The 22,935-nt window shown below is 61.9% G+C and carries 24 protein-coding genes, 1 tRNA gene and 3 pseudogenes; 16 read left to right on the forward strand and 12 right to left on the reverse strand.

Going from position 1 to position 22,935, the window contains the following annotated elements; translation table 11 throughout:
* The first annotated feature begins 12 nt into the window (after window positions 1-12).
* The 3 genes from ACLB6G_RS12975 to ACLB6G_RS12985 are packed head-to-tail and all read left to right on the forward strand — an operon-like array spanning window position 13 to window position 3,202.
* A complete protein-coding gene (locus ACLB6G_RS12975) occupies window positions 13-1,065 on the forward strand; it encodes a class II aldolase/adducin family protein (RefSeq protein ID WP_410356801.1) in 1,053 nt (350 codons plus the stop codon).
* Between the two features lie 2 nt (window positions 1,066-1,067).
* A complete protein-coding gene (locus ACLB6G_RS12980; RefSeq protein ID WP_410356608.1) occupies window positions 1,068-2,345 on the forward strand; it encodes an FGGY-family carbohydrate kinase in 1,278 nt (425 codons plus the stop codon).
* A 2-nt stretch (window positions 2,346-2,347) separates the two neighbouring features.
* Window positions 2,348-3,202, forward strand: a complete 855-nt coding sequence (locus tag ACLB6G_RS12985) for a TIGR01459 family HAD-type hydrolase (protein WP_410356802.1) — start codon at window positions 2,348-2,350, stop codon at window positions 3,200-3,202.
* Between the two features lie 119 nt (window positions 3,203-3,321).
* Here ACLB6G_RS12985 and ACLB6G_RS12990 read toward each other — a convergent pair whose 3' ends face one another.
* From ACLB6G_RS12990 to ACLB6G_RS13030, 9 genes are all read right to left on the reverse strand, one after another.
* The gene (locus ACLB6G_RS12990) at window positions 3,322-3,792 is read right to left on the reverse strand and encodes a YbaK/EbsC family protein (protein WP_410356609.1); all 471 of its coding nucleotides are present in this window, start codon (window positions 3,790-3,792) and stop codon (window positions 3,322-3,324) included.
* Window positions 3,789-4,625, reverse strand: coding sequence for an MBL fold metallo-hydrolase (locus tag ACLB6G_RS12995; protein ID WP_410356610.1), 837 nt, complete (start codon window positions 4,623-4,625; stop codon window positions 3,789-3,791). The genes ACLB6G_RS12990 and ACLB6G_RS12995 overlap by 4 nt, the downstream gene beginning before the upstream one ends.
* Before the next feature lie 7 nt (window positions 4,626-4,632).
* Window positions 4,633-5,427 carry a TatD family hydrolase gene (locus ACLB6G_RS13000; RefSeq protein WP_410356611.1) on the reverse strand — a complete coding sequence of 265 codons (795 nt, stop codon included), beginning with the start codon at window positions 5,425-5,427 and terminating at the stop codon, window positions 4,633-4,635.
* A gap of 1 nt (window position 5,428) precedes the next feature.
* Complete coding sequence (gene metG / locus ACLB6G_RS13005) at window positions 5,429-6,967, reverse strand: methionine--tRNA ligase (protein ID WP_410356612.1); 1,539 nt, start codon at window positions 6,965-6,967, stop codon at window positions 5,429-5,431.
* Between the two features lie 94 nt (window positions 6,968-7,061).
* Complete coding sequence (locus ACLB6G_RS13010; protein WP_410356613.1) at window positions 7,062-8,114, reverse strand: DNA polymerase III subunit delta'; 1,053 nt, start codon at window positions 8,112-8,114, stop codon at window positions 7,062-7,064.
* A gap of 6 nt (window positions 8,115-8,120) precedes the next feature.
* Window positions 8,121-8,789 carry a dTMP kinase gene (tmk, locus tag ACLB6G_RS13015; RefSeq protein WP_410356614.1) on the reverse strand — a complete coding sequence of 223 codons (669 nt, stop codon included), beginning with the start codon at window positions 8,787-8,789 and terminating at the stop codon, window positions 8,121-8,123.
* 109 nt (window positions 8,790-8,898) lie between these two features.
* Window positions 8,899-10,056: a D-alanyl-D-alanine carboxypeptidase family protein gene (locus ACLB6G_RS13020; RefSeq protein ID WP_410356803.1), complete on the reverse strand. Its 1,158-nt coding sequence runs from the start codon at window positions 10,054-10,056 to the stop codon at window positions 8,899-8,901.
* A 109-nt stretch (window positions 10,057-10,165) separates the two neighbouring features.
* Complete coding sequence (locus ACLB6G_RS13025; protein WP_410356615.1) at window positions 10,166-11,419, reverse strand: septal ring lytic transglycosylase RlpA family protein; 1,254 nt, start codon at window positions 11,417-11,419, stop codon at window positions 10,166-10,168.
* Between the two features lie 145 nt (window positions 11,420-11,564).
* Window positions 11,565-11,942, reverse strand: a complete 378-nt coding sequence (locus tag ACLB6G_RS13030; protein WP_410356616.1) for a hypothetical protein — start codon at window positions 11,940-11,942, stop codon at window positions 11,565-11,567.
* Window positions 11,943-12,063: 121 nt separating this feature from the next.
* Between ACLB6G_RS13030 and ACLB6G_RS13035 the strand changes: the two genes are divergently transcribed.
* From ACLB6G_RS13035 to ACLB6G_RS13055, 5 genes are all read left to right on the forward strand, one after another.
* Window positions 12,064-12,153, forward strand: a tRNA-Ser gene (locus ACLB6G_RS13035).
* A 111-nt stretch (window positions 12,154-12,264) separates the two neighbouring features.
* The gene (locus ACLB6G_RS13040; RefSeq protein ID WP_410356617.1) at window positions 12,265-12,861 is read left to right on the forward strand and encodes a DNA-methyltransferase; all 597 of its coding nucleotides are present in this window, start codon (window positions 12,265-12,267) and stop codon (window positions 12,859-12,861) included.
* A gap of 242 nt (window positions 12,862-13,103) precedes the next feature.
* Window positions 13,104-13,565, forward strand: coding sequence for a phage terminase small subunit P27 family (locus ACLB6G_RS13045; RefSeq protein WP_410356618.1), 462 nt, complete (start codon window positions 13,104-13,106; stop codon window positions 13,563-13,565).
* Between the two features lie 56 nt (window positions 13,566-13,621).
* On the forward strand, window positions 13,622-14,083 hold the full coding sequence (locus tag ACLB6G_RS13050) for a hypothetical protein (protein WP_410356619.1): 462 nt from the start codon (window positions 13,622-13,624) through the stop codon (window positions 14,081-14,083).
* Entirely contained in the window at window positions 14,076-14,480 is a 405-nt protein-coding gene (locus ACLB6G_RS13055) for a hypothetical protein (protein WP_410356620.1), read from the forward strand. Before ACLB6G_RS13050 ends, ACLB6G_RS13055 begins: the two co-directional genes overlap by 8 nt.
* Window positions 14,481-14,551: 71 nt before the next feature.
* Here ACLB6G_RS13055 and ACLB6G_RS13060 read toward each other — a convergent pair whose 3' ends face one another.
* On the reverse strand, window positions 14,552-16,117 hold the full coding sequence (locus ACLB6G_RS13060) for a calcium-binding protein (protein ID WP_410356621.1): 1,566 nt from the start codon (window positions 16,115-16,117) through the stop codon (window positions 14,552-14,554).
* 210 nt (window positions 16,118-16,327) lie between these two features.
* On the opposite strand from ACLB6G_RS13060, the gene ACLB6G_RS13065 reads away from it, so the two are divergent.
* Together ACLB6G_RS13065 and ACLB6G_RS13070 are read left to right on the forward strand one after the other, a co-directional pair.
* Window positions 16,328-16,813, forward strand: coding sequence for a recombinase family protein (locus ACLB6G_RS13065; protein ID WP_410356622.1), 486 nt, complete (start codon window positions 16,328-16,330; stop codon window positions 16,811-16,813).
* Window positions 16,814-16,888: 75 nt separating this feature from the next.
* Entirely contained in the window at window positions 16,889-17,026 is a 138-nt protein-coding gene (locus tag ACLB6G_RS13070; protein WP_410356804.1) for a recombinase family protein, read from the forward strand.
* A gap of 180 nt (window positions 17,027-17,206) precedes the next feature.
* Here ACLB6G_RS13070 and ACLB6G_RS13075 read toward each other — a convergent pair whose 3' ends face one another.
* Window positions 17,207-17,860, reverse strand: coding sequence for a TetR/AcrR family transcriptional regulator (locus ACLB6G_RS13075; RefSeq protein WP_410356623.1), 654 nt, complete (start codon window positions 17,858-17,860; stop codon window positions 17,207-17,209).
* A 100-nt stretch (window positions 17,861-17,960) separates the two neighbouring features.
* On the opposite strand from ACLB6G_RS13075, the gene ACLB6G_RS13080 reads away from it, so the two are divergent.
* From ACLB6G_RS13080 to ACLB6G_RS13100, 5 genes and pseudogenes are all read left to right on the forward strand, one after another.
* Window positions 17,961-18,428: an ABA4-like family protein gene (locus ACLB6G_RS13080; RefSeq protein ID WP_410356624.1), complete on the forward strand. Its 468-nt coding sequence runs from the start codon at window positions 17,961-17,963 to the stop codon at window positions 18,426-18,428.
* On the forward strand, window positions 18,415-19,233 hold the full coding sequence (locus ACLB6G_RS13085; protein WP_410356625.1) for a hypothetical protein: 819 nt from the start codon (window positions 18,415-18,417) through the stop codon (window positions 19,231-19,233). Before ACLB6G_RS13080 ends, ACLB6G_RS13085 begins: the two co-directional genes overlap by 14 nt.
* Window positions 19,234-19,350: 117 nt before the next feature.
* A pseudogene (locus tag ACLB6G_RS13090) lies at window positions 19,351-19,554 on the forward strand (IS3 family transposase); the annotation flags it as partial.
* Window positions 19,555-19,858: 304 nt separating this feature from the next.
* Entirely contained in the window at window positions 19,859-21,286 is a 1,428-nt protein-coding gene (locus tag ACLB6G_RS13095) for a coniferyl aldehyde dehydrogenase (RefSeq protein ID WP_410356626.1), read from the forward strand.
* Window positions 21,287-21,386: 100 nt separating this feature from the next.
* Window positions 21,387-21,545: pseudogene (locus tag ACLB6G_RS13100) on the forward strand (transposase); the annotation flags it as partial.
* 197 nt (window positions 21,546-21,742) lie between these two features.
* On the opposite strand, the pseudogene ACLB6G_RS13105 reads toward ACLB6G_RS13100, so the two are convergent.
* A pseudogene (locus ACLB6G_RS13105) lies at window positions 21,743-22,377 on the reverse strand (IS3 family transposase); the annotation flags it as partial.
* Between the two features lie 105 nt (window positions 22,378-22,482).
* Between ACLB6G_RS13105 and ACLB6G_RS13110 the strand changes: the two are divergent.
* Window positions 22,483-22,917, forward strand: coding sequence for an META domain-containing protein (locus tag ACLB6G_RS13110; protein WP_410356627.1), 435 nt, complete (start codon window positions 22,483-22,485; stop codon window positions 22,915-22,917).
* The last annotated feature ends 18 nt before the right edge of the window (window positions 22,918-22,935 follow it).

Below are 22,935 nucleotides of genomic sequence, written 5' to 3' on the forward strand. Positions count from 1 at the left end.
GCCATGACTGCCATTGCCAATGATCCGGAATTCCAGGCGCTGCGCGCCGTATCGGCCCGCGCAGGGGCGGACCCGCTGCTGGTGCAGGCGGCTGGCGGCAACACCTCGATCAAGCGCGACGGCATCCTCTGGATCAAGGCGTCGGGCACCTGGCTGATGAACGCGCTCAAGGACGACATTTTCGTTCCGGTGGACCTGGAAAGACTGCGCGAGGCGGTGCGGCGTGATGACGGCTCGGCGGAGAAGGCGCAGGACTTCGTCTTTGCCGATCGCAATCCGTCGGGCCTGCGTCCCTCCATCGAAACCACGGTTCATTCGGCGCTGCCGCAGGACATCGTCATTCATGTCCATTGCGTGGGCACCATTGCCCATGCGGTGCGGGCCGATGCACAAGCCGTCCTCGCCGAAAGGCTGGCCGGACTGGACTGGGCCTTCGTGCCCTATGTGAAGCCGGGGCTGACGCTGTCGAAATCGATCGAGGCCGTACTGAAGCCCGAGACGCGAGTTATCATCCTGGGCAATCATGGCCTCGTTGTCTGCGGCGACAACGTGGCCGAGACGGAAGCATTGCTGGACGAGGTGCACAGGCGCCTGACCGATGAGCCTCGCCAGTCCGGCGCGCCCGACTTCGCGGCCCTGGATGCAGCACGCCAGGGCAGCAATTATGCCCTTCCGGCGGACCCGGTGAGCCATGGCGCGGCGACTGACTCCGCCGCGGCGGCCATGGCCGGGCAGGGGAGCCTCTATCCCGATCACGTGATCTTCCTCGGTGTCGGCTCGGTCTTGGCGGGCGAAGGTGAAACCGCTTCCGATGTCGCGGCGCGCTTCACCAGGGCCGGTCTTCCCGAGCCGGTTTCCATCCTGTTTTCGGGCAAGGGCGTGCTGATGCATGGCAGCGCCAACGCGGGTGCAGAGGCGCTTGCGCGCTGTCTCGCCGACGTGACCACGCGCATACCGGAAGGCAGCGCGCTCAACTATCTCAGCGCCGCCGAGAACGCCGAACTGCTTGACTGGGACGCCGAAAAATACCGCCAGGCGCTCAATCGCGACCGGGCAGGGGCGTGACAATGGCGCGCGAACCGCTCTTCGTCGGCATCGATGCCGGGACTTCGGGGGTGCGCGCCATCGCCATCGACGCGAAACAGCAGGTGGTTGCGCAAGGCGCGGCGCGCATGGATGCCTTCGGCACCGACCACCGCTCGCCAAGAATCTGGCAAGCGGCTCTCAAAGCGTCACTCGAAAGCCTGTTCGCCACGGTCGATCCGTCATTGGTCAAGTCGCTCAGCGTCGACGGCACGTCGGGCACCATGCTGCCCGTGGACGCCGGCGGACAGCCCGTCGGCCAGCCGATGATGTACAACGATCCGGTGGAGGACGGGACAATCGTCGACGCCGTGGGGCGTGCCGCGCCGGAATCGAGCGCGGCCCGTGGCGTCAATTCGGCGCTCGCGCGCGCAATCGTGCTGCAGGGCGCGCCGGGCACCGTGCGCGTCATTCACCAGGCCGACTGGCTGGCAGGCCTGCTCTCGGGGCGCTTCGACCTGAGCGACGAGAACAACGCGCTGAAGACCGGCTACGATCCGGTATCGCGCCAGTGGCCGGACTGGATCGCCAGAACGGGCATGGCCACGGAGCGATTGCCGGCGGTCCTGGAACCGGGCAAGGTGATGGCGCGGGCAGGGGGCCGTCTGGCCCGCCAATTCGGGCTCGCTCCGCAGGCGTTGGTCATCGCCGGAACCACGGATGGCTGCGCCTCCTTCCTCGCAACCGGTGCGAGCCGGCCCGGCGACGGCGTGACCGCACTCGGAACGACGCTCACCATCAAGCTGTTCAGCGACAAACCGGTCTTCGCGCCGCAATTCGGTATCTACAGTCACCGCCTGGCCGGCGGCTGGCTGGCCGGCGGCGCGTCGAACACCGGCGGCAACGTGCTGGCGGCCCATTTCGCCAGCGACGAGATTGCCGCTCTGTCGCGGCGCATCGATCCGGAAACCGATACCGGGTTCGATTATTACCCACTCAGCAGGACCGGCGAGCGCTTTCCGGTCAATGATCCGGCCATGGTGCCCCGCATAGAGCCGCGCCCCGCCGACGATGCGCTTTTCCTGAAGGCGATCCTCGAAGGCATCGCGAATGTCGAGGCGATGGCCTATGCGAAGCTCTTCGAATTTGGCGCGCCGGCGCTGGCATCCATCCGGACGGTCGGCGGCGGCGCGTCCAATCCCGTCTGGTCGGCCATGCGGCAGCGAAAGCTGGCCGTCCCGGCGCTTCCTGTCCTTTCATTGGAAGCAGCCTTTGGCACCGCTCTTCTTGCCATGCAGGGCGCCGGGCAGGGGCAGGCATGACGATGACCGGTAACGCCGCCACACGAACTGCCAGTCTGCGCGATGTCATGGCGCGTCATGAAACGTTTCTGGTCGACCAGTTCGGTGTCCTGCATAACGGGACGAGTGCTTATCCCGGCGCCGTTGAGGCGCTTGCACGGATGACGGGGCAAGGACGCACGGTCCTGCTGCTTTCAAATTCCGGCAAGCGCGCGGCACAGAATATCAAGCGGCTGAATTCACTTGGCTTTTCCCCGGATACCTACAGCGCATTCGTCAGTTCAGGCGAAGTGGCCTGGCATCTGCTCAAGAGGGAACTGGAAAACGGTGACATGCAGAAAGGCGCGCGCTGCCTTCTTCTGGCGCGCGACGACGATCGGTCTGCCATCGATGGTCTCGGCTTCCGCGAAACCGACAATGGCGGGGACGCCGGCGTCATCCTGCTGTCCGGCAGCCGCGGCGACAGCTGGGCGATGGACGACTACCGCAGGCTCATGGAACCTGCCGCCCGGCGTGGCGTGCCGTGCCTTTGCACAAATCCTGACAAGATCATGCTGACGCCCACGGGCCCGCATTTCGGTGCCGGTGCCATCGCCGACGCCTACGAAGCGATGGGTGGCACTGTCCGCTGGATCGGTAAGCCGTATCCCGAGATGTACCGCTTCGCGCTTGAAGCGATCGGCACGGAACCGTCGCGGGACGTCTGCTGCATCGGTGACAGCGTGGAACACGACATCGCCGGAGGGGCCGGTCTCGGCCTGTCAACGGCGCTGGTGCGTTCGGGCATCCTGGCGGGGATGGGCGCCGACGAATTCGACGCTTTGTTCAATGAACACGGCGCGCGGCCGGATTATCTCATCGACCGTTTCGCGCTGTAAGGCGATCCGGCGCCGAGGGTGACGACAGGCTCACGCGAACAGAAACATCAATGTCGCATAAGATGGATTATGGAACTTAATGATGTCCGGATAGCGAGGAACCGCAGGCCCGGAACAAATCAGCCCTTCAGGTCGGCGACCACTGCATGCGCGGCTTCCAGCAAGGCTCCGGTCTGCGCCTCGAAGACCGCGTCATGCGCGCCGGCCGCAGCCCAGACGGTCTCGAAACGCCGCAGGGTCTCGTCCGCGAAGCACGGGATCTCGATCTTGTGGCCGATCGGTGAAACGCCGCCAATGGCAAAGCCGGTCTGTTCGCGGATCAGGCGCGGATCGGCACGGCCAAGGCTCTCGCCAGCCAGTGCCGCAGCCTTGGCAAGATCGAGCGAATTGTCTCCGGCAACCAGAAACAGATAAAGCCGCTGGCTTTCCTGTCCCTGGAAAATCAGCGACTTGACGATCTGCGCGACATCACAGCCGCATTGCTGCGCGGCTTCCGCCGCCGTGCGCGTGGATTCGCCCATGCGCCGCACGGTGATATCCATGCCCGCGCTCGACGCGGCCGCCTCGACACGCGCTATGCTCTTGCTCATTCCCGATTTCCTTCCAGCCCGTCGCCGCTGACCGGCAACTCCAGAACAAGCCCGTCATGGGCCGGTTCGACATTGTGCGGTGTTTCAGCCATGACCGTCGCATAATCCAGCGGCACATGCATGTGCGTCAGCACCGCGTGTTTCGGCCGCAATTGTTCGATCCACTCCAGCGCCTCGCCAAGCGAGAAATGACTTGGATGGCGCCGGTATTGCAAGGCATCGATGATCAGCAGATCGAGATTTACCAATCGTTCCAATGTCCTTTCCGGAAATGCTGATACATCGGAACAATAGGCGAGCGGTCCGATCCGGAATGCAAGCGAGTGGATGTCGCCATGGACCTGGCGCAAGGGTTCCAAGGTGATCGGGCCACCCTCGCCCGTGATCGAAAACGGCTCGTAGTGGCGGATCAGGTGACCACGCAGGATCGGCGGGTAGGACGATCCGGCCGGTGTGTGAAAGCAGTAGCCGAAGGCCTCGATCAGGCGGTCCATGGTCGCGTCATCGGCCCAGACGTTCATCAGCCGGCGCTGCGTGATGACATAGCCCCGCAGGTCGTCGATGCCGTGGATGTGGTCGGCATGGGGATGGGTATAGACCGCGCCGTCGAGCGTGTCGGCGCCGGCGCGAACCATCTGCTCGCGGAAATCGGGTCCGGTATCGATGACGACCCGCGTGATGCCATTCGCACCGATCCGTTCAACCAGCGCCGAGGCGCGTGTGCGCCGGTTTCGCGGATTGTCCGGATCGCAGGCGCCCCAGTCGCCGGAGATACGCGGCACGCCGGGCGACGAGCCGCATCCCAGGATCGTGAAGCGCAGGATATCGGCCATGATGTCCTCAGAGCGCGGGCATCTTGGAGAACAGGCGCAGGCAATTGGCGGTAGTGGCATCGGCCAGCGCTTCCTCGCTGATGCCCTTGCACTCGGCCAGGACCCGCGCCGTGTTCACGACGAAGGATGGTTCGTTGCGTTTTCCCCGGTGCGGCGGCGGCGCCAGGTAAGGCGCGTCTGTCTCCACCAGCAGCCGTTCCAGGGGCAGGTCGCGGGCGATGTCGCGGATTTCCTGGCTGTTCCTGAACGTCAGGATGCCGGAAAAGGAGACATGGCCGCCCAGTTCGATGCCGGTCTCAGCCAGTGCGCGGCCGGAGGAAAAGCAGTGCAGGATGAAAGGAAAGGCCCCCTTCCCCGTTTCCTCGCGCAGGATCGCCGCCATGTCGTCGTCGGCATCGCGCGAGTGGATGACCAGCGGCAGGCCGGTTTCGCGCGCCGCCGCGATGTGCTGGCGAAAACCAGCGGCCTGCGCGTCACGCGGTGACTTGTCGTAGAAATAGTCGAGCCCTGCCTCGCCGATGGCCACGCATTTGGAATGGTCCGCAAGCGCGACCAGATCGGCCGCGGTCACGCCGGTTTCCTCGCCGGCATTGTGCGGATGGGTACCGACCGAGCAGAAGACCGGGTCGTGGGCCTCGGCGATGGCCTTGATGGCATCGAAGCGCCGCACGCGGGTGGAGATCGTCACCATGCGCTTCACGCCGGCATCCAGCGCCCGCTGGACAACAGCCGCCCGCTCTTCCTCGAAATCGGGAAAGTCGAGGTGGCAATGGCTGTCGATGAGGACCGGCATTTGCGCCATGTCAGGCCTGCTCCTTGTCCACGTAGCGGGGGAAGACGCCCTGCGGGACCGGGAGTTCGGTGCCAGGCACGAGCCGGTCTTCCAGGTTGGCGAAGGCGCGCGCGCCGTCCGGCACGGCCACCAGGTCGAGCAGGCGCGAACAGGCCGCCGGCATGACCGGCTGGGCCAGGATCGCGATACGCCGCACGGTCTCGGCCACGGTGTAGAGAACCGTCGCCATGCGGTCCGGATCGGTCTTGCGCAGCACCCAGGGCGCCTGGGTGTCGATATACTTGTCGGCCTCGGTGACAATGGCGAAGATCGCTTCAACCGCCTTGTGGATGGCCTGGCGGTCCATCGCTTCGCGCGCGGCCTCCAGCGCCCTTGCCGCCGACGCGATCAACGCCTCGTCCTCCGGCTTCAGGTCGTCATTGCCGGGAACCAGGCCACCGCAATTCTTCGCGATCATCGAAAGCGAACGTTGCGCCAGGTTGCCCAATCCGTTGGCGAGATCCGCATTGGTGCGCTGGACGATGGCCTCGTGGCTGTAGGACCCGTCATTGCCGAAGGGCACTTCGCGCATGAAGAAATAACGCACCTGGTCGAGGCCGTATTCTTCGACCAGGGCGAACGGGTCGACCACGTTGCCGACCGACTTCGACATCTTCTCGCCCTTGTTGAACAGGAAGCCGTGGGCATAGACGCGGGCGGGCAGCGGCACGCCGGCGCTCATCAGGAAGGCCGGCCAGTAGACGGCATGGAAGCGCACGATATCCTTGCCGATGATGTGCAGCGCGGGCCAGTATTTCCAGCGCGCTGCATCGGCATCCGGGAAGCCGGCGGCGGTGATGTAATTGGTCAGCGCGTCCACCCAGACATACATGACGTGCTTGTCGTTTCCGGGCACGGGAATGCCCCAGTCGAAGCTGGTGCGCGAGATGGAAAGATCCTTCAGGCCGCCCTTGACGAAGCTCATCACCTCGTTGCGCCGTTCCGCCGGCGCCACGAAATCCGGGTTGTCGGTGTAGAGGCTGAGAAGCTTGTCGCCATAGGCGGAGAGGCGGAAATAATAGCTTTCCTCCTCCACCCACTCCACCGGCGAACCGAGCGGTTCGCGGCGCACGCCGTCCTCGCCGACCGTTGTCTCGCTCTCGTCGAAGAAGGCTTCCTGGCGCACGGAATACCAGCCGCCATAGGTATCGAGATAGATGTCGCCATTGGCTTCCATGCGCCGCCAGAGTTCCTGGCAGGAAATGCGGTGGCGTTCCTCGGTGGTGCGGATGAAATCGTCGTTGGAACAGCCCAGCACCTCGACCATGCGGCGGAAGACCGCGGAATTGCGGTCGGCCAGTTCGATGGGCGCGATCCCCTCCTTCTGGGCCGTCTGCTGCATCTTCTGCCCATGCTCGTCCGTGCCGGTCAGGAAGAAGACATCCTTGCCGTCAAGGCGCGCGAAACGGGCCAGGACGTCCGTCGCGATGGCCGTGTAGGCGTGGCCGATATGCGGCACACCGTTGGGATAGAAGATCGGCGTGGTGATGTAGAAACTGGACGTGGACATGATGGATGAAACGCTCCCGCACTGGGCGATTGATGTCTGGCGCGGGATAGCGCAATTGCGCCGCGATTGCCAGTGCGCCGCCCCTGTTTTGGGATCAGCCGTGGACGGCGGCGTGAAGCCGGTGCAGCAGTCCGCTGACGTGCTGACGCTTGTCGAGATTGTAGGTCTCGCGCTCGACGATCGTCTGGCGCGTTTCCTCCCACAACTCCGCAAGGCGGTTTGCCCCGGCCAGGTCCCCGGCCCTCGCAGCCGTTGCGGCATCGCGGCCGAGGCGGTCTGCCACATGGCGGTTGAACAGGTCGAGCGCGATTTCGGCATCCCGCCCGGCAAGGGCCTGGGCAATGCGGATCGCCTCGCCCGTATCGAAACGCGGCTGGTCAAGGACGCGGTCGACCGCCTCGGCCACGTCCAGGCCGCCATGACGGGTCAGCAGCAGGGCGTTGCGCACGCTTCCCTCCGCAAGTGCTGCAAGCCGCTGGCGCGCCGGCGGATCGTCCGGCGGCTCTTCGCCAAGGGCCGAGAGCGCAGCCATGAGGTCGCGCTCGCCAAGCGGACGAAGGCGATGCACCTGGCATCGTGAACGGATCGTCGGCAGCAGCCGGCCCGGCGAATGGCTGACGAGGATGAAGAGGGTGTCCCGCGGCGGCTCCTCCAGGTTCTTCAAAAGCGCATTCGCCGCAGCCGCGTTCATCTGTTCCGCCGGGTCGACGATGACAATGCGCCAGCTTCCGTCATGGGTGGTCATCGACAGGAAATGGCCAAGGCGGCGGATCTCGTCCACGGTGATGAAGTTCTTGTAGCCGGTACCCGTTTCACGCGGCGGTCTTGTCAGGTGCAGGACCGCAGGATGGGCGCCGCTGGCAAGCTGCCGCCAGACGGAATGCGACGGATCCGGCCGGACAAGCGAAGCGGGTGCATTGGGCCTGTCGCGCTCGGTCAGCATGTGAAAGGCAAGATGGTAGGCCAGTGTCGCCTTGCCGATGCCCTGCGGTCCGGTGAGCAATGCCGCGTGGTGCATCTTGCCCGTGCGCCAGGCGCTGGCAAACCACAGGGCGGTTTCTTCATGCCCGGCGAGATGGATGTTCTCGGCCGGTTCCGGAATGTCTGGCAGGCTGTCGGCCTGCTCCGGCGCTAGTCGCTCGCTCATCGCCCGTCACGCATCGGCGGCGGCCGGTTGGCCCGCGCCGCTCCGCTCCAGCAGCGCGGCGACCTGCCGGCGGACGGCGCCGGCAACGGCATCCGTGTCGCGGGCGGCATCGATCACGCGGCAGCGCTCCGGCTCCGCCGCGGCAATGGCGAGGAAGGCCTGGCGGCGCTCTTCATGCACCTCGGCCTCCTCCTTTTCGTAGCGGTCCGCATCGCCACCGCCGCGCCGCGCCCGGGCCCGTTCGAGGCCCGCTTCAGCCGGCAGGTCGAGGATGAGGGTCAGGTCGGGGATCATGCCGTTGACGGCGACTTCCTCGAGCCGCTCCATGAACCCGGGATCGAGCTTTCCGGACACCCCCTGGTAGACCCGCGAGGAATCCATGAACCGGTCGCACAGCACGATCATGCCGGCTTCCACGGCCGGCCGTATGACCTGCTCGACATGGTCCGACCGCGCGGTGGAAAAGAGGATCGCCTCCATTGCCGGGCCATAGTGTTCCGCCGCGCCCGACAGAAGCACGTGGCGCACGGCCTCGGCCCCAGGTGAACCGCCCGGCTCGCGTGTCAGCAGGACACGGTGCCCGCGGGCGCGCAGCCATTCGGCCAGCCGTTCGATCTGGGTGGTCTTGCCGGCCCCCTCGCCCCCCTCGAACGTGATGAATAGCCCTCGCGGCACCAGTTCCCGCCTTTCCTGCTGCAAACTTGCACTGGGTTTGTCTTAGTGCGCCCTGGCGGAAGCGTCCAGAGTGCCGGTCCGGTTGCGAAGGCGGCAGAGCCCGCAAAGGCTAACCGCGCAGCCAGCCGAGCATGAGTTCCTCGACGGCATCCAGCGCCCGCTGCTGAAGCGTGCCCTTCCCCACAGATTCGGCGGCATAAAGCGGCGTTTCCTGGCTGAGCGTATCGCCGATCCACACCTTCAGCGCGCCGATCCGCGTCCCTTCCTCCACCGGTACATCCACAGGACCTTCATAGACGATGCGGGCAATGAGCCGGTCGCGGTTCGTGATCGGCACGAGAATGGAAACGGGCCCGTCGGCACGCAGGGCGACGCCGGATTTCGCGCCGCCATACAGATCGGCCTCGCCGATGATCTCGCCTTCCTTGAAGATCTGCCTGCTCTCAAAGGCCCGGATGCCCCAGTCCAGGATCTTGCGGGCCTCCTCGGCGCGCTGGCGGTCCGTCTCCATGCCCGACATGGCGACGAAGATGCGCCGGCCCTCGCGATTCACCGAGCCGACAATCGCGTAACCGCTTTCCTCCGTGAAACCGGTCTTCATGCCGTCGGCACCGATATCCATGCGCAGAAGCGGATTGCGGTTGCGCTGCAGGATCTTGTTCCAGGTGAATTCGGTCTGGCTGTAATACCGGTAGTATTCGGGATAGGTCTTCCAGATGTGCATGGCGAGTTTCGCCAGATCCTTCATGGTGACGACCTGGCCCTCCGCGGGCAGTCCCGTGGAATTCCTGAAAACCGATTTCTCCAGCCCGATCTTGCGGGCCCGTTCGGTCATCAGGCGCGCGAAATTCTCTTCCGATCCGGCCATGCCCTCGGCAATGATGATGCAGCCGTCATTGGCCGATTGCACGATCACGGCCTGGATCAGGTCCTCCAGCCGGATTTCAGACTTCACCTCCGCGAACATGGTCGAGCCGCCCGACACCGCGCCGCCGGTGCGCCAGGCGTTTTCCGACACATAGAACGTGTCGTCCATGCTCAGGCGGCCGGTGCTGAGCGCATGGAACACTACCTCCATGGTCATCATCTTGGCCAGCGAGGCGGGTGGAACGAGCTTCTCCTCGTTCTTCGCAAACAGGATCGAGCCGGTGCCGGCGTCGATCATGTAGGCGGTGTCGGCCGTCGTTTCGAACAATTGCGCGCTGGCAGGGGTCACGGCCAGCAGAATGATCGCCCATCCCAGCAGCATGGAGCGGCGGATCGCCATCAAGATGATCATCGGAAAGCCTGCCCGCCCTGGTTCATTGCGCCCGGCCCAAGCTAGCAAGATGTGGCGGACGGGATCAACCGCGTTGCAGCGCGGCTCGATCGAAATGTCAGTCGCGAACGAAGAACGCGTCCGGGGCCCCGGCATTCCAGGCGGCGCGCAGCACGGCATTCTCGTCGCGGCCCTGGCGCACATGCAGCGTCAGGACATGCGACACGCCGTCTTGCGAGGAGAATGTCTGCAATTGCGACCGTCCCTCGCCCTTCAGGGCGTCGGCGATGGCAAGCGCCTGCCGGCGGTCAGCAAAGGTGCCGACATGGAGCGCCGGCCCCGTGACATCGACGCCGGAACGGCGCCATGACGCCTTGAGCGCTTCAGGGTTCAGGCCGTGGCCCAGGTCATGCGAGGCAAAGGCCGAGGCGGCAGCCGACACGCGTTCCGAAGCATAGGAGAGCGCCTGCACCGGTTGAGCCGAGGCAAGCCCGGAACCGGGGCGGGAAACCGGAACCGGCGCGATGTCCGGCAGGCGGAACAAGGAATCTCCGGTCGGTGCATAGGCTGCCGGGATGATCGAGCCGACCGGCATTGCCGACGGAGCGGACGTTGCGCCCGCATAGGCGTTGACGGCGCTGACGCCTGGCAGATTGCCTTCCGGCCGGCGCGCGCCGACCACGGAGGGGCCGGTATCGGCCATCGCCAGCATGACGCCGGACATCCCGGTTGCAGGCGACGCATTGCCCGGATTGTAGGATGCCATCAGCGTTTCGGTATTTTCGCCCTCGATGGGCGCCGGCCCGACATAGTCCACCCGGACGGTGGCGACACCGGAACTCTTGTAGTCGAGCAATTCGGCGGCGCGCCGCGACAGGTCAATGATGCGGTTGTGTGCGAATGGCCCGCGATCATTGACGCGGACGATGACGGATGCCCCGTTGGACATGTTCGTGACACGGGCATAGCTGGGCAGCGGCATGGTCGGGTGCGCTGCCGACAGGTGCGTCATGTCATAGACTTCGCCATTGGCGGTCAATCGTCCGTGGAAGGCATTGCCGTACCAGCTTGCCTTGCCGACCTTGCTGTAGTTCGGATCCTTCTTGGGATGATACCATTTCCCGGCGACGCGGTAGGGCTTGCCGATCTGTTCGCGGCCGCCGCCACGCTTGAGCCGCGACCGCTTTTCGGTGACGCGCGGGCTGGCCTTCACCCCATATTTTGCTTCAGGGAAATATTCCTTTCCGGAAGCCTCCGGCGCACGTGCGGACTTGTAGGAGGTCTTGGCGCCCGGACCCGCGCAAGCGGCCAGCACGATAAGCGCCGTTCCCGCAGCACAAATTGCAATGGCGCGCTTGAAGCCCGATACCATGATGTCTGCCCTCTCCTGACACTCGCCCTTTTCCGCCGGTTGGCCCGGTCTCGTCAACCGGGAACACTAGCCGAAAAGTTTTAGTAGTCGATTAATCCAATGTGTCGTCATCGGGGCAGGAATAAGGCAGGCGGGGCGTTTTGTCCTAACGCATGATGCGGCCATTCCCCGCATACCCGTCATCGCGGACCCAGCGGAACTTGTCGGCCCCTGTCAGGATGATGTTGAAGCAGAACGTGCGTCCGCGATACCAGCTTGGCCATTGCTGGCACAACTGGTCACCATTGACCCACCAGCGTCCTGTTTCGCGCGGCGCGAAGAAACGGGCGAGACCGAGCGCGGTGCCATCCCCTGTCACGCGGCCGGCCTGGTCGTAGCGCAAGGGAAAATCGCCGAAACCGGTTTCCAGGAAGACGGTACCTGTGACGACCATGTCCCGGACTTCGGACCCGGACAGCTTGGTTGCACTGGCCGGCAGGCAAAGCGCCAGGACCAGCACTCCGGCGGAAACGACACGACGCATTGAAAACCTCCTGTGAGATGGTCGGATTTCCCTCCTACGCGGATTTCCGTCTGGCGGATCATGCCGGACCGTCGCCCCGCCCCTTGAAATGGGACGCGCCTTGGCTCATAGGGATCGGCGTGGATGGGTGGCCGAGCGGTTTAAGGCACCGGTCTTGAAAACCGGCGTGCGCGAGAGCGTACCGTGGGTTCGAATCCCACCCCATCCGCCACCTGGTCCACCGAAAGCGTTCTCCCCATCCGGCTGCGGCCGGATTTTCCCGTTGTTTTCAAGTGATATGCGGGCCGGGCTGTTAACCGCCCCCTGCCACCAAGAGGTCGAGGTGCTGAACGACGACCGTGCCGACTGGCGGGAAGCCTGGGCGCTGTTTCCCGGTGACGTTGCCTATGTCTGGCACGGCGCCCTGCATGCAAGCCTCGTTGCCGCAAGCCTCGAGGCCTCGGGCTTTGCCATCCGCTCGCAAATCATCTGGGACAAGACCCGCCTCGTGATCGGTCGTGGCGATTACCATTGGGCCCACGAACCGGCGTGGTATGCGGTGCGCAAGGGCAAGACCGGCCACTGGTCCGGCGATCGGAAGCAGTCCACCGTGTGGGCAATCGAGCACCGTCGCTCCGACTCCGGCCATGGAACGCAGAAGCCCGTGGAATGCATGAAGCGCCCGATCGAGAACAACTCCTCGCCCGGCCAGGCGATCTACGAGCCCTTCTCCGGCTCCGGTACCACGATCATCGCGGCCGAGATGACGGGACGGGCCTGCCACGCCATCGAATTGAACCCTGCTTACGTGGATGTCGCCATCCGGCGCTGGCAGGACTTCACCGGAAAGCAGGCGGTGCTGGAGGCCACAGGTCAGGGCTTTGCCGATGCACAAAGCGAACGGACTGCCGGCAAGGCGGGGTTGTCATGTGGCGCCTAGCCATCTCTCCGGGTTCAGGGGGTGGGGGGGATCACATCTTGACAGGTTTTAGGGTGGAAACCGGTCGGGTCCCTCACCTTTCACATCCGCGAATTTGCCAAGGGGGGTCCCTGGAGCAGTTCGCCCCCGAGAACGGCGCAACAGCGCGGTTCCAGGCAAGTCCGGTGATGGCAAACCGGTATCGAACCGGCGACAAACTGCGGGGTTGAGTGGTACCGCCCGCCAGGAGAGGGAAGCTGACAATGCGCGGACGCAAACCCGTTCCGACTGCCCTGAAGCTCATCAACGGCAATCCCGGCAAACGGCCGCTGAACGGCAACGAGCCGAAGCCGGTCATCGCCATGCCCTCCTGCCCGTCCCATCTGTCGGCGCCGGCCAGGACAGAATGGAAGCGCCTGGTGCGCTACCTGCACGATCTCGGCATCATCACCGAACTCGATCGCTCGGCGCTGGCGGCCTACTGCCAGGCCTATGGGCGATGGGTGGAGGCGGAGCGGGCCCTGAAGAAGACCCCGCCGCTGCTGCGAACGCCGGCCGGCTATGTCCAGCCCTCTCCCTGGCTTGCCATCGCCAACAAGAACCTCGAACTCATGCACCGCTTCATGAGCGAGCTCGGCCTGTCACCGGTTGCCCGCAGCCGGGTCGAGACCGTGAACCGCCTTGCCCGGAAACCATGGGAGGATGACGATGACTTCTTCGATTGACCACAAGCGCCATGACGGCATGTCAGGGCCGGCCACCCCGACGGATGAGGTCTGAGATGGGCCGGCGCGCACATTGCCCGACGCCTGTGGACCGCCGGCAGGTCGAGACGCTGGCCGGTTACGGCGTTCCGGAGGCGCGGATTGCCGGGCTGCTTTCCATTGACCCAAAGACCTTGCGCAAGCACTACCGGTCGGAACTCGACCACGGCCACACAAAGGCCAATGCGAAGGTTGCCGAGAAACTGTTCCGGATTGCCACGGGTGACGGTCGTGAAGCGGTCACCGCCGCGATCTTCTGGCTCAAGACCCGGGCGGGCTGGATCGATGCCGCCAGAAGCGGTGCAGGCGCCTGGTCTGGCGAACAGGACGATCCGGCCAACCGCGTGACGCGGATCATCATTACTCCGGCGACCATGCCCGGCCAAGACGACGATAAGGATGCGGATGCGGATGAGGACGACGATCCGAGGCTGATCGAACATGACCGTACGGAAAGACGGAGAACCGGGCATGGATGAAACCGGCGAGATCGATACCACCCTGCCCGATGCCAGGCGGGTCGGGGCGCTGGCCGGCTTCGGCCTGACCGCCGGGGACATCGCCCGCATCTTCGATCTCACGCCAGCCACCGTCGAAGATCTGTTCGCCCGCGAACTGGCAGGCGGCCAGATCAAGGCCAATGCCCGGGTGGCTGAAAGCCTCTACCGCATGGCGCTCGGTGATGGGCGTGGTGCCGTCACGGCCGCCATCTTCTGGCTCAAGACCCGCGCCCGCTGGAAGGAAGAACCACGCAGCGACAACGGCGACCACACGGCCTCCGCTCTGCGCGCCGGCGAGGATGCCACCGCGCGGTTCCGCCAGAAGATCACGATTCTTGCCGCGCGCCTGAATGGCGAGAGCGACAGGACGCTTTAGGGGCCGAAAAACCTACCCTCTTCAGCCATGCGCAATCATGGTCCGGTGCAGCAAGAGCGACCCGTTGTGTCTCACAGGATGAAATCGCTGGCGTCGATGCCCAAACCGGTTCCGAGCAGTTCGATGCGGAAATCGGCTACGCCGTCACCATTGACATCGCCCTCGATGAACGTCAGGCCGCTGAATTCCCATGAGCGTAGTTGTCCGGCCGAGCGGGTAAACGAACCGCCGACATAGGTGAAGGCCTGGTCTCCGGATGTAGCCGTATCGGCATCCAGCGCGGAGAGATCGAACCGATCGTCACCGTCTGTGAAGTCCTGGATGCGGTCGCGGTCAGCGAACAGAAGGCCGGAATCCGACAGCGAGAAATAGACGAACGTGTCGCTGTGATTGCCACCGTAGATGACATCCCGCCCATCGCGGCCGCGCAGCGTGTCATTGCCATTGTTGCCGAGAAGAATGTCGTTTCCGGCGCCGCCATCAAGAAGGTTGACCTGGGCCGAACCAAACAACCGGTCACCAAAATCGGAACCAAAAACATTCTCAAAACCGGAGATCGTGTCACCGGTGGCGTCGCCGCCAGTGGCGGTGTTGCCGCCAAGGAAGACCTGCACTGAAGCAGTGGAATCTGCGTAGCTCAGCGTGTCGAAGCCGTCTCCGCCCGACAGCGTGTCAGCGCCCGCCCCGCCGCGGATCATGTCGTTGCCGTTGCCACCCGAAATGACATTAGGCTCGGCGTTGCCGATCAGGATATCAGCATGTTCCGAACCAACGACATTCTCGATATCGACGAGGATGTCACCATCGGCATCGCCACCGGCACCTGTCCCCAAGGCAAGGTTCACGGTCACGCCCTGTGAGGACGATCCGTAATCGGCCGTATCGATGCCCGTGCCGCCATTAAGCAAATCCGCTTCGGTCCCACCACTAAGAGTATCATTTCCGTCACCACCCTTTAATTCATCCATACCCCCACCACCGAACAACAAATCATCCGCGCCCCCGCCATAAAGGATGTCGTTGCCATCTCCGCCTTCCAGCCGGTCAGCAGAACCGTCGCTGTCATTGGTGTGATCACCATAAAGAGTGTCATTGCCGGCGTTTCCGTAGAGTTGATCCTCTCCTAAACTACCAAATATTTTGTCGTCTCCTGCCATTCCATAACAAATGTCGTTACCACCAGATAAAAACGCACTGTCGGCATTCTCACCTAAAATAACATAGTCATCGCCGAACCAAGTGGTAATGTCATATTTTTCGAATTCCGCAAAAATCGCGCGATCTCCAAATGTAATAATTCCTGTGCCTGTTGGGCTCGCATCAAATATTATGTTTTCGTCACCGTAACTTGTTAGATAAACGGTAAGTTTATCCTCACCATCGCCTCCGTACAACTCATCGAAACCGGGGTCTTCACCAAAACCATCCCAGTAAACGACTATATCGTTTCCGTCGCCTGCAAAGACGAGGTCATCTCCTTCGTTTCCATAGATTAGGTCGACCCCTGCGCCACCGTATATCGTATCATTACCGGACTTTCCGTAGATCCTATCCGACCCCGAAGTTCCATAGATGATATCGTCAAATGGCGTACCGTCCGTCTCGAGATTGGATGAGGGTATGTAAATGGTCGACATTTCTGCCTCTTCGATTTCGGCTTAACTTGTTTGAAATGATATTCTAAAAAAATCCGCACACAGGATTCAATATGGAATTTCGAATGTTTCCTCGAGACTGAGATTTGAATGACAACAAGGCACCCTTTCTAATTGATAAATATAGACTTTTCCTCCCATGTGAGCACACTGCAAACGGTGGTTTGCAGTTTGAACACCCGGGAGCGGATCATGGTGCAGCGCGCAATCGCATACTACCGGGTCTCGACGTCCCGCCAGGGACGATCGGGGCTCGGCATCGAGGCACAGAGGGCCGCAGTCACGCGTTTCGCAGAGGCGGAAGGCCTGGTCATCACGGCCGAGTTCGTGGAAATCGAAACCGGCAAGGGTTGCGATGCACTGGACAGGCGCCCTCGCCTCGCCGAGGCCCTCGACATGGCACGCAAGTGGGGCTGTCCGGTCATCGTCGCCAAGCTGGATCGCCTGTCCCGCGACGTCGCCTTCATCTCGGGGCTGATGGCCAGACGCGTCCCGTTCATCGTCGCAGAACTCGGTGCCGACGCTGATCCCTTCATGCTGCATCTCTATGCAGCCTTGGCGGAAAAGGAACGCCGTCTGATTTCGGATCGCACGAAAGCTGCCCTCGCCACTCGTTCGGCATCTGGCAAACGGCTCGGCAACCGGACCAATCCGGCAAAGGCTGCTGCCATCGGCTAGCAATCCTGCATTCAGGAAGCCGACCGCTTCGCAGCAAGCATCCAGCCGGTCATTGCCTCGATCCGGCGCTCAGGGATCACCAGCCTCCGCGGCATCGCCATGGCATTGAATGATCGCGGCATCCGCACCGCCCGCGGCGGCCGGTGGCAGGTATCCAATGTCCGCAACGTTCTGGCGCGGTGCGAGGCAGACGGAAGCACGGGCGGTATTTGATGGGTGGGAAGAATTCCTGAAAACGCCTTTCCCTATGCGAACAGCCCGACACTCCTAAACTGAACTGAAGATATCCACGCTGCCGATAATCCGGAACTCGATACCGAGTATGTCGGCGATCCCTTGCAACAGGTTTTCTCGTCCTTGGGAAAGGACCAACTTGCTGATCAGAGATTTTCATCAATCCGTCTTGCTATCATGTCCGCGGAAAGGCTCCGCCACGGTATCGAACGCATCCGGGCGATATCCGAAGCCAGGCATTATTTCGCTCATGTCGAATATCGGCTTGCCGTCATCGTTGCGACGAATTTGTCCCTCGATCATCAACATCGCGTAACCGTGAACCATGCTCCACAGCATCCATTCGGTGCGCCAGGGGCTACCCGGCGCATCTGCCTTGTCCCAGTCGAGACCGTGGGCAACTCCGCGTAGGACTTCGTAGCTGGCCCAGGCAGCGCGTTTCATGTCCATGTCGTCGGCGTTGCACAACGTACTTGAGAACATCAGCTTGAACAGTTCGGGGTTTTCCAAAGCGAAACGCAGATAACCATTACAGGCAGCATCCAGGCGCGCCCTTCCCGGCGGTTGACCCTCGACACCGCGCCGCATCTCAGCGGCATGTCGCTCGAAGCCAACCGTCGCTATCGCGGTAAGCAGGCCGCGCAATCCGTCAAAATGGTTCTTCGGAGCCGTGTGGCTCACACCCACCCGCGCAGCGATAGAACGCAACGAAACCGCTTCAAGTCCCTTTTCCTCAAGTTCGACGAGACCGGCCTCGACAAGGGCCGCCTTCAGATCACCGTGGTGATACTTATTTCTGTTTTCTTTCAGCATGATGGCGTCTCCATGTTTCCAATGTAAATTTTTTCGCTGGACATTTCAAGCAGATGCGACACATATATCGCCAGTGGAAATTTCCAATGGAGATATGCCGATGACACCCGACCTACTCTTCTCTCATGTAAGCACGGCGGCCATGGCCGGGTGGGCCCTGCTCATCCTCGGCCCGCGCCGCTATGCGTGGCTCAATGCGATCCCGCTCTGGATTATCCCGGCCGGTCTTTCCGCTGTCTATGCAGCACTGATCTTCAGTAGGCTCTCTGGCAGTGGCGGCGGGTTCGAAACATTGGAAGCCGTGGCCACGCTGATGTCCGACCGTTGGGTGCTGCTGGCGGGTTGGGTGCACTATCTCGCCTTCGACCTGTTTGTCGGTTCTGTCATGGCCGCCCGGTTGGATCGCGCCGGCGTCGGGCGCCTAGTGCAGACCCCAGTTCTCTTGTCGACCTTCATGCTCGGGCCGCTTGGCTTCCTGATCGCCGGCCTGACCGAACTTGGCCTGCGCGCCGCAGTAATCCCCACACAAACCCGTTCCTTGAAAGGTTTCCGCCATGTCTCTGCTTGATGCCAACATCACTGCAGTCCCTGCCGAGACATCCTCGCAGTTCCGCGTCCTTACAGTCGTGTCTATCGTTCTGCTCGCTCTCACGGTGCTCTGGGGTTTTGTCGACGTTCGAACCATCGAAGGTGTTCCGGTCTGGATGAAGCCGCTGAAGTTCGCGCTGAGTTTTGTCGTTCTCTTCGGCACGATCGCTCTTGTCGAACGGCGCCTGTCGGACCGGGTCCGCGACGGCTGGACGCTGCGGATCATCGGATGGCTGATGGCTGCGGCTTTCCTGTCGGAAATGGCATACATGATGTACCAGGCCGGTCGCGCCGAACCGTCGCATTTCAACGTGTCCACGCCGTTCCACCGCATGATGTATGAAATAGTGATGGCTGCGGGTGCCGTGTCTCTTGTCGCAGCGACGGCGGTGATCGGCTGGGTGGTAAAGCGTGACAAGCGCGCCGATCTTGGCCCCGCCTTGCGAGAAGCGATCTGGCTCGGCTTCCTGTTGACTTTCCTGTTGACGATGGTCGTGGCGGGCTATCTGAGTGTCAACGGCAGTCATTTCGTGGGTCTTCATCCAGAGGGCGCGCCGACAATGCCGTTTTTCGGTTGGTCTGGAATTGCCGGAGACCTCCGCCCGGCACATTTCGCCTCGATCCACGCGATGCAGGCCCTGCCACTCATGGCAATCTGGCTCGACCGCCGGGGCAGGCCTGGGTCCCTACGCACAATTCGTCTCGCTGCGCTCGGCTATTCGATCGTGACCGTCGCTCTCTTTGGCCAAGCGCTTCTGGAAATACCACTCATCCCGCTCCGCTGAGCAAGATACAAAGGGAGGTCGTTCGCTGCATAAAGCGCTACATCGTCCGCGAGGTCTACCGCATATTGAGCGCATCACCAACCAAGGCTATCGAAGCTTGACAGACATAGGAGCATCAACGCGGTTGCCGAGAGCTTCTTCAATCTGCTCAAACGGGAGCCGAACCGGCGCAGGACCTACAAGACCAAAGCCGAAGCAAGGCAGGACGTGTTCGAATATATCGAGATGTTCTACAACCCGAAACGCAAGCAAGTCAGGAACGGGATGCTGTCACCCGTCGAGTTCGAACCGCAGCAGGAAATGAGGACCGAGAGCGACTAGACTCGGGGCTATTCAGGCTGGAAATCCGCCCCTTCTTCCACTGGAGAAATAGTCTTTGATATGGTCGTCGTTAGGACCGAATCTCCCACAGCCTGGGTAAAGCACAAATCCTGATCGAACAATGGAGCAGGCGTTACAATACCATGAGCCAACACAGCGTTTTGATCTACCGCACGCCGGCCCCGGAAGCGGTTGTCCGGATGGACCACCGGCCGGTCATGCACTAACAATTAAATGGGATCACTCATAAGGGCCTGATCAATGGCAATGTGCTAAATGTCACGGATGGTAAGGAGTAGATTATTTGACATCTAAGGAGCAGGAACTTTGGGCCATTTTGGATCGTCAGCGATCTGCCCAACTTGCCGCGCCATATCCGGACGCAGATACCCGAATCGATCGAATTAACCGTGTTATTGCGCTACTCGTCGACAATGCGGATGCACTAACGGAAGCGACGGTGGCTGATTTCGGCCATCGGTGTCGGGAAGCGAGCGCGTATGCCGATATTGCGGTACCGATCAATCAACTGAAGCATGCGCGATCACGTTTGAAACGTTGGATGCGTCCGGAGAAGCATAGAAGCGAGTTTCCGTTTGGGCTGCTTGGCGCGCGCGCACGGGTTGAATTCCAGCCGAAGGGAGTTATCGGAATCATTGCGCCGTGGAATTTCCCAATCCAACTTGTTATCGGGCCTTTAGCTGGGATACTTGCTGCTGGGAACCGTGCGATGATCAAGCCTTCAGAGTTCTCTGAAGCGACATCGGCATTGATGAAGCGCTTGTTCGAACAAGCCTTCAACCAAGACGAAATTGCCGTTGTGACTGGAGGAGCGGACACCGGCGCAGCATTTTCTTCACTTCCTTTCGACCACCTTATCTTCACAGGATCTCCACCGGTTGCTGTTCATGTCGCGCACGCAGCGGCGGAAAACCTCGTGCCTCTTACCTTGGAACTTGGAGGCAAGTCACCGGTAATTCTGGGTCGCTCGGTTGACATGAAGAAAGCTGCTGCACGAATCATGAATGGCAAAACGCTGAATGCTGGTCAGATTTGCCTCTCCCCGGATTATCTCCTGATACCCGATGGATCGGTCGATGCTTTTATCGATGCTTCGCGTGCAGCAATCAACGACATGTTTCCATCCGGTTTGCGAGACAATGACGACTACACGTCAATTATCAACCAGCGCCATTTCGACAGGCTTCAAGGTTATCTAAATGATGCAAGGGAGAAGGGTGCCGAGACAATCGAGTTGAACCCCAGGTCCGAGAGTTTCGAACAACAGCCCCATCACAAGATTCCGCCCACCCTCGTGCTCAATCCGACCGACGAGATGGCTATCATGCAGCATGAGATCTTCGGTCCGTTGCTTCCGATCATGAACTATCAGGACGTCGATGAGGCTATCGAATACGTGAACAATCATCCGCGACCGCTGGCCCTGTACTATTTCGGCTCAGATCGGTCCGAGGAGGATCGTGTAATAAGGAACACGACATCCGGCGGCGTCACCGTGAATGACGTTATCCTGCACGTCATTCAGGAAGATCTGCCAATAGGCGGTATTGGCAATTCGGGTACGGGTTACTATCACGGCAAAGCAGGTTTCCTGGAGTTCAGCCACAGTCGCTCTGTTTTCCGACAGACCGGCAGCGAACTGATATCCATACTGAGGCCGCCCTTTGGCCGGCTTATCCGGCTTGACCTTGCCAATCGGATCAAGAAGTGAAGCGCGCAGCGACGCCCATACTTTGATAGAAACAAGTGCCGGCATGAACTGCCCTCCATTTCGATCGGACACTTGGGCATAAGCATGGAGACTCACGCATATGCCTGAGCACGTTCTTATGTCTAAGATTGAGATCATCACCGATGGTGGCCGTCGGCGTCGCTGGACTGCCGCTGAGAAGCTGCGGATCATGGAGGAAACGCTGGATGACCGAGCCAGCATCTCGGACGTCGCTCGCCGCAATAGTGTCGCACCCAACTGATCAGCCCACCTGAGTGGTCCAGTTTGATTGTTAGTGCATGACCGGTCTTCGGTCCATCGGGACGATGGTTTCCGGCGCCGGCGGCCGGTAGCCCAAGGCTCAGTTCGCCGTCCTGTTCGGTGAGCGCTTCATCCGGGCCATGGCGGCATGAATGAAAACCGCTCGCCCGCACACGGAATTCCTGACAGTCCCTGGTTGCGATATTCGGGCCGGAGACGGACGCATGAGCCGTCATTCAACCAGAGCCGCCCCTTCTTCGGCTGTCTCGCTGGCACTTTCAGCCCCTCCCGCCGCCACAGTCGCTCGACACGCTTGTCGTTCAACTGCCAGCCCGCATCCCTCAACAGAGCCGCAATCCGGCGATAGCCATAGCGGCCATATTGGCGAGCCAGTTCGATCATGTCCGCGACAAGACGCTCTTCATCGGCTCGTCCCTGCGGATTGCGTCGTTGCGTTGAGCGATGCTGACCCAGGACGCGGCAGACACAACGCTCGGAGAGCTTCATTTGGCTGCGCACACGATCAATGCAGGCACGGCGACGGGTGGGGCTCAGAAGTTTCCCCGTGCGGCCTCCGCCAGGATCAACTTGTCGAGCGTCAGGTCGGAGACAGCCTTGCGGAGACGCTCATTCTCCTTTTGCAGCCGTTTGAGCTCTTTCAGTTGGTCGGTTCCCATGCCGCCATATTGCTTGCGCCACCGGTAGTAGGTCTGCTCGGTTATGCGAACTTCCCGGATCGCATCGATCCGCGCCATTCCTTGGCCGACAAGCACCTCAACCTGCCGCAGCTTCGTGACGATCTCTTCCGGCTTGTGTCGCTTGTTTCCCATCTTCGATCCTCCGTTTTCCTGAACATAACGGCGGACCACTTCATTGGGGGAGGATCACTGGCCTATGACCCCGGGATTGTCGGAACCACCTCCCGGCTTGCCCTGATGACGGTTGTCTGGTCGGGCGATTGCAAGTTATTCGCGTTGTCATCGCCGCAGGTCCTTTCGAGCGTCCCCGCCTCCGGGCCGGTCGACGTGATGCTGGCGATGGTCCCCGCCACTGGCGCGGAGGGCGTTCCGGTAAGGCAGATCACCGGGATTGCATGGCGCGTCACCGAAGTCCTGGGCGCGCCCTGGAACGGTGAGGATCAAGCTACGCTGGTGATCGACGACGACAGGAATTTCTCGATCTTCGGCGGCTGCAACCGGTTGGTCGGCCAACAGACGCTTGTCGGCCAGGACATCGTGTTCCCTGCCGACTTCGCGGGAACCCTGATGGCCTGCCCTGACGATGCAGAGGCGCGCGAGCGGCAGTTTCTCGCCGCCCTCCAACGTGCGGCGCATTCACGTGCGCTATGGCGCGGGGCTGCTTCTGCTTGACGATGGGGCAAAGCCCTC

Source organism: Zhengella sedimenti, assembly GCF_046506625.1.
Lineage (GTDB): Bacteria > Pseudomonadota > Alphaproteobacteria > Rhizobiales > Rhizobiaceae > Zhengella > Zhengella sedimenti.